This is a genomic window from Xanthovirga aplysinae, from assembly GCF_009711365.1.
Classification (GTDB): domain Bacteria; phylum Bacteroidota; class Bacteroidia; order Cytophagales; family Cyclobacteriaceae; genus Xanthovirga; species Xanthovirga aplysinae.
The window spans coordinates 1-5,525 of the sequence record NZ_SMMB01000927.1 but is presented as its reverse complement, the minus strand read 5'-3'; the positions used below and the strand labels follow the sequence as shown (position 1 = coordinate 5,525).

Annotated in this window: 4 protein-coding genes; 3 read left to right on the top strand and 1 reads right to left on the bottom strand. The window is 37.9% G+C overall.

Annotation, left to right across the window (positions count from 1 at the left end):
• The 3 genes from E1171_RS08290 to E1171_RS08280 all read left to right on the top strand — a co-directional run.
• A partial coding sequence (locus E1171_RS08290) for an efflux RND transporter periplasmic adaptor subunit (protein ID WP_155205541.1) occupies positions 1–1,232 on the top strand: 1,232 nt, incomplete at its 5' end.
• A gap of 6 nt (positions 1,233–1,238) precedes the next feature.
• The gene (locus E1171_RS08285; RefSeq protein WP_155205540.1) at positions 1,239–2,564 is read left to right on the top strand and encodes an ABC transporter permease; all 1,326 of its coding nucleotides are present in this window, start codon (positions 1,239–1,241) and stop codon (positions 2,562–2,564) included.
• Positions 2,557–4,023: a TolC family protein gene (locus tag E1171_RS08280; protein WP_155205539.1), complete on the top strand. Its 1,467-nt coding sequence runs from the start codon at positions 2,557–2,559 to the stop codon at positions 4,021–4,023. The genes E1171_RS08285 and E1171_RS08280 overlap by 8 nt, the downstream gene beginning before the upstream one ends.
• A gap of 86 nt (positions 4,024–4,109) precedes the next feature.
• On the opposite strand, the gene purB is transcribed toward E1171_RS08280, so the two are convergent.
• On the bottom strand, positions 4,110–5,453 hold the full coding sequence (gene purB / locus E1171_RS08275) for an adenylosuccinate lyase (RefSeq protein ID WP_155205538.1): 1,344 nt from the start codon (positions 5,451–5,453) through the stop codon (positions 4,110–4,112).
• Positions 5,454–5,525 lie beyond the last annotated feature (72 nt).

The window sequence follows — 5,525 nt, the reverse complement described above, 5'->3', positions numbered from 1 at the left end:
TTGTAGTAGGCATTGCCTATTTTATATTTTTAAAAGGGGGAAAGGAAGATCAAACCGAACTATGGGTTAGGCCAACAGTCGGAGATTTTGTGATTTCAATTACAACAAGTGGAGAGTTAGAAGCCAAAAATTCTGTGAAGATTCTTGGACCAAATGGATTAAGAGCCGCAAATCTTTGGAATGTTAAAATTGAGGATCTGGTTGACGAGGGAACAGTAGTTAAAGAGGGAGATTATATCGCTTCTTTAGATAAGTCTGAACTTTCCTCCAAAATTAATGATGCCCAGCTTGAGTTAGATAAAGCAAATTCTCAATACACACAGACAAAATTGGATACGGCCTTACAGCTTCGGGAAGCCAGAGATAAGCTGGTTAATTTAAAATATGATAAGGAAGAAAAGGCCCTGGTTCTAGAGCAATCTAAATTTGAGCCTCCAGCAACCATAAAGCAGGCAGAAATAAGTGTGGAAAAAGCAAAGAGGGCTCACCAACAGGCTACTTCTAATTATGAGATTCAGAAAGCCCAATCTATAGCTAAAATGCAGGAATCTACCGCCTCTCTAAATAAAGCAAAAAGTGATTTAAGAACAATGACTGAATTGCTAAAGGAATTTGAAATTAAAGCTCCTGAGGAGGGGATGGTAATTTATGCTCGACAATGGAATGGGAGAAGAAAGGAAGCAGGCTCAACTATAAGTCCATGGGATCAAACTGTCGCCACTTTGCCTGATCTTAGTAAAATGATTTCCAGGACATATGTAAATGAGGTAGATATTCGAAAATTAAAGGAAGGTCAGAAAGTGAAGATTGGTCTGGACGCTTATCCAGAAAAAAAGTTGACAGGTAAAGTGATAAAAGTTGCAAATGTTGGAGAGCAAAAAGGAAATACTGATGCCAAAGTTTTTGAGGTAACCATTGAGGTGAATGAATCTGATACCACACTCCGACCGGCAATGACAACAGCCAATACCATTATCGCCGATGTAATTAAAGAGGTAACTTTTGTGCCTTTGGAATGTGTCCATAATCAAGGAGATACTTTGACTTATGTATTGAAAAAAGACGGTTTGAAAACTGTAAAGCAAGAAGTAAGAATTGGAAAAACTAATAGTGATGAAGTAATTATTTCGGATGGAATTGAACCGGATGATAAGCTTTATTTATCTCTTCCCTCGGGAAAAGAAGATTTTCCACTACGAGTTTTAGAAGGTTCTGTGAAATCTAACGATTAGGGTCAGATGAGAGAAAAAATTTTAGCCAATTTTTCCATTGCCCTGGAAGCTGTTCTGGCAAATAAGTTACGGTCTGTTCTTACTGGTCTAGGAATTATTTTTGGAGTAGCCGCTGTCATTTCAATGATGGCCATTGGAAATGGAGCTCAAAAAGAAATTCTAGAACAGATTAAGTTGGTTGGGGTAAATAACATTGTTATTAAGCCTATCATTGAGCAATCGGAAGAGAAACTTGATGAAGAGAGTGAAAAGAGGGAAAAGAAAAAATTTTCTCCCGGCCTAAGCCTTACGGATGCCTATAGTATTTTAGGAATTATTCCTAATATCCAACAGATAAGTCCGGAAGTTCAAATAGAAACTCATCTAATTAAAAATGGAATAAGGAGGTCGGCCAAACTAGTGGGAGTTGAACCAAATTATTTTAGCCTGGGAAGTTTTGAACTTGCAGATGGAAAAATGTTCAATGAAGATCAGTTGAAGCGTGGAGAGGCAGTTTGTATCATCGGAAAATCTGTTCAAACGAAATTTTTTAGCGATGAAGACCCAATTGGAAAAAAGATAAAATGTGGGTCACATTGGTTAAAAGTAATTGGTGTTTTGAAGGAACGAATCGTTTCTGACAAAAGTAAGGCGGCTTTAGGAGTGAGAGATTATAATATGGATGTTTATGCTCCTATAAAGACTGTTTTGATCCGCTATAGGAACCGGTCTTTAATTACTAAGGCTATGCTTCGAAAAGGAAATGATGAAGATGAGGATGAGGAGAAACCGGAAGAAAATTATCATCAGTTAGATCGTTTGGTAGTACAAGTAAATTCCACAGAAAGCTTGGAAGCCACCGCCGAAATTATGTCTAGGATGTTGAAGAGAAGGCATTACGGAGTGGTGGACTATGAAATTTCCATTCCTGAATTGCTCCTGAAGCAACAGCAAAGAACTAAAAGTATTTTTAATATTGTTCTCGGAGCTATTGCGGGTATTTCGCTATTAGTAGGAGGAATCGGTATAATGAACATCATGCTTGCCTCAGTGTTAGAGCGGATAAAAGAGATTGGTCTTAGGTTAGCGATGGGAGCCAAGAAACAAGATATTATTATTCAATTTTTGTTAGAGGCAATGATGATCAGTGTCACCGGAGGAATAGTAGGAGTGTTATTGGGGGTTACCATTGCATTGATCATTTCTGAGATTGCTGCTATTCCGACCATTATTACTTTTATTTCAGTTTTTATTTCATTCATGGTGGCTGCCACTGTTGGGTTAATTTTTGGAATAGCCCCGGCCCGAAAGGCTGCCAGTCAAAATCCTATTGCTTCATTAAGATATGAATAAACCTATTTTCCTCATCAGTTTTTTAATCTTATTTCTATTTGGCCAAACTACCCTTTGTCAGGAAAATTCTATTGTTTCTTTGAAATTGAGTGAGGTCATTCTGCTTGCCAGAGAAAATTCACTAGGTGCACAGCAGGCCTCTACCCGTTTGGATAATAAGTTTTGGCAATATCGGACTTTTAAGGCGGGCTTGTTACCTCAGATTAGTCTCAACGCTACCTTACCGGACTTTAGCCGTATTATAGATCCTGTAATACAGGATGATGGAAGTCAGCAGTTTCGGGAGGTAAGCAGGTCTATCACCAGTGCTGGTCTTTCTCTCTTTCAAAATATTGGGCTCACCGGAGGACAAATTTTCTTACGTTCCGACCTCCAAAGGATAGATAATATTGCTCCTTATACCGATTATTCCTACTCTTCTGTACCTGTAACGATTGGTCTGAGCCAACCACTTTTTTCTTTTAATTCCTACCGATGGGATAAAAGAATTGAGCCTTTACGTTATGAAGAGTCGCAAAGAAGTTATGTGGAGGAGATGGAAGAAGTTTCGGAAGAGGCTGTTTCTCAATATTTTGAATTATTGTTGGCTCAGGTTGGTTTGGACATCGCAGAAAAGAATGTCGCCAATAATGACACTTTGTACAAAATAGCAGTGGGAAGATATAATTTGGGAAAAATTGCTGAAAATGAACTTTTGCAATTGGAATTAAGCTTGATGAATGCCAGACAAAAACGTGCTGAAACTGAGTTGGATGTGGAATTGAATACACTTGAGCTGAAAACCTTTTTAAATTTGGATGTAGAGAAATTACATTTATTTCTACCAGAGCTCATTCCTGCTTTTGAGGTAGATGAAGAATTAGCTCTTGATGAGGCAAGAAAAAATCGATCTGATCTTCTTGCTTTTAAGCGAATGTTGTTGGAATCTGATAAGGAAGTAGCTAAAGCGAAAGGCGAGGCGGGTCTAAATGTTAATTTATTTGCTAGTTATGGCCTAACCCAGCAAGCAAATAATTTAGAATACATCTATAGTGATCCTCAAGACCAGCAACAGGTAAGATTGGGGCTTCAAGTTCCATTATTAGATTGGGGTTTGAATAAATCAAAAATCAAAACGGCCGAAGCGAATGCCTCTTTAATCCGGGCTGATGTTCGGCAGCAGGAGGAAAACTTTGATAGGGAGGTCTTTCTATTGGTGAAACAATTTAAAATGCAAAGAAGCCAATTGACCGTGGCCAAAAAATCGGATGAAATTGCCCAAAAACGTTATGATATTGCTAAAAATCGTTACCTAATTGGAAAAATTGGGATTACGGATTTAAATATTGCCACTGAGGAAAAAGATAGGGCTAAGCAATCCTATATTAGCAGTTTAAGAAATTTCTGGACAACTTATTACAAACTTCGAAGATTGACCTTGTATGATTTTGAAAGAGGTGTCCCTCTGTTTACAGAATAGAAATAATGATTAGTGAAGAGGGAAGAATTATAAATGAGAAGTTACCAATAAAATTCTCAACTTTTCCCTCCTCACTCAAGAATAAACTAAATTCCAGTATAGTTATAAGGAGAAATTTGTCTTAGTTCGGCCTTAATCTCATCACTGACTTCTAGTGTTTCAATAAAGTTAAAAATACTTTGTTGAGTTATTTTTTCGTTTGTTCTGGTTAACGCTTTTAAGGTTTCATAAGGATTAGGGTAGCCTTCTCGTCTTAGAATAGTCTGAATAGCTTCAGCCACCACAGCCCAGTTTTCCTCTAAATCTTGATGAATGGCTTCTTCATTAATTTGTAGTTTGCCAATGCCTTTTTTAAGGGAGTTAAGGGCGATAACGGTATGTGCTAGAGGTACACCTATATTTCTTAAAACTGTAGAGTCGGTCAAGTCTCTTTGGAGACGGGAAATAGGTAATTTTGTTGATAAATGCTCAAAGACTGCATTTGCTATACCCAGGTTCCCTTCTGCATTTTCAAAATCAATCGGATTGACTTTATGAGGCATGGCAGAAGAGCCAACTTCTCCGGCTTTAATCTTTTGCTTAAAATAATTCATGGAAATGTATTGCCATACATCTCTACTGAAATCAATCAATATGGTGTTGATGCGCTTTAAATTATCCGATAAAGCAGCCAGATGATCATAGTGTTCAATTTGCGTGGTAGGATGGGAGCGTTTTAATTGAAGTGATTTTTCCAAAAAACGATTTCCAAATGCTACCCAATCTGTTTCCGGATAGGCAATATGATGGGCATTAAAATTGCCGGTTGCTCCTCCGAATTTAGCACTATAGGGAACCGTTGCTAATAAATCAATTTGCCTGTTTATGCGTTCTACAAAAACCATAAACTCTTTTCCCACCCTGGTTGGCGATGCTGGTTGCCCATGTGTCTTGGCTAACATAGGAATCCCCGACCAATCTTGAGCATATTGGGCAATTTGATTTTTCACTTCCTGCAGTAAAGGCAAAAAGTGCTCTTCCATGGCATCCTTGAGTGACCTTGGGATGGCTGTATTATTAATATCTTGAGATGTAAGGCCAAAATGAATAAATTCTTTGGCCTCCTGGATGCCTAACTCCTCGAATTTCTCTTTGAGAAAATATTCCACAGCCTTAACATCATGATTGGTTGTTCTTTCAATAGTTTTGATGGCTTCCGCATCTTTTTCACTGAAGTCATCCACTAAATTTCGCAGTTTCGGAAAAAGGGATGTGTCAAAATTTTTGAGCTGAGGCAGAGGTAATTCACATAAAGCAATAAAGTATTCTATTTCTACTAAAACGCGGTATTTGATCAGACCGAATTCCGAAAAATAAGGAGCAAGATTCTCGGTGTGTCGTCTATAGCGGCCATCTACAGGGGAAATAGCCGTTAGTTTATTTAGATCCATTTCTGTCACTTTTGAGTTGATTGATTATTGGAAGCCCAAAATTACAAGAAATCATCGAATTCTGACTATGAT